Source organism: Microbispora sp. CSR-4, assembly GCF_008033685.1.
Lineage (GTDB): Bacteria > Actinomycetota > Actinomycetes > Streptosporangiales > Streptosporangiaceae > Microbispora.
The window spans coordinates 1-570 of the sequence record NZ_VJVX01000246.1 but is presented as its reverse complement, the minus strand read 5'-3'; the positions used below and the strand labels follow the sequence as shown (position 1 = coordinate 570).

Below are 570 nucleotides of genomic sequence, written 5' to 3'. Positions count from 1 at the left end.
CTCGCAGGGGTTTTGTCGTAGCGGGTGGCGATGCCTCGCCAGGCCTTCAGCTTGTTGATCAGGCGCTCGACGGTGTTCCGCTCCTTGTACAGGCCGGCGTCGTGGCGGACGGGCCGGCCGCCCTTGCTGCCCTTCTTCTTCCGGTTGGCGGCCTGGTCCCTCTTTTCCGGGATGACCACCTTGATGCGGCGTCCGCGTAGGTAGGCGCGGTTGCCGCGGGAGGAGTAGGCCTTGTCGCCGGCGACCGCGCCGGGCCGGGTGCGGGGACGGCCGACGGGTACCCGGACGCGTACTTTCTTCAGCACGGGGATGAACTGCGGGCTGTCGGCGGCCTGCCCTGCGGTCACGACGAACGCCAAGGGGCGGCACCTGCGGTCGGCGGCGAGGTGAATCTTGCTGGTCTGCCCACCCCTGGAGCGTCCGAGCAGGGCAGCTTTCAACCGGAGCCTGCGCCGCCGCCGGATGTGCCGCCGTTGTTCTGCTTCGGCGTCGTTTCGGGCGTCCTGCTCCTGTTGTCCTTCCCGGTCGCCCCCTTTTGCCGGGCCCGCTCCTGTTCGGCAGCCTTCTCCA

The 570-nt window shown here is 69.5% G+C and carries 1 pseudogene; it reads right to left on the bottom strand.

Annotation, left to right across the window (positions count from 1 at the left end):
• Positions 1-570, bottom strand: a pseudogene (locus FLV34_RS39665) (IS5 family transposase); the annotation flags it as partial.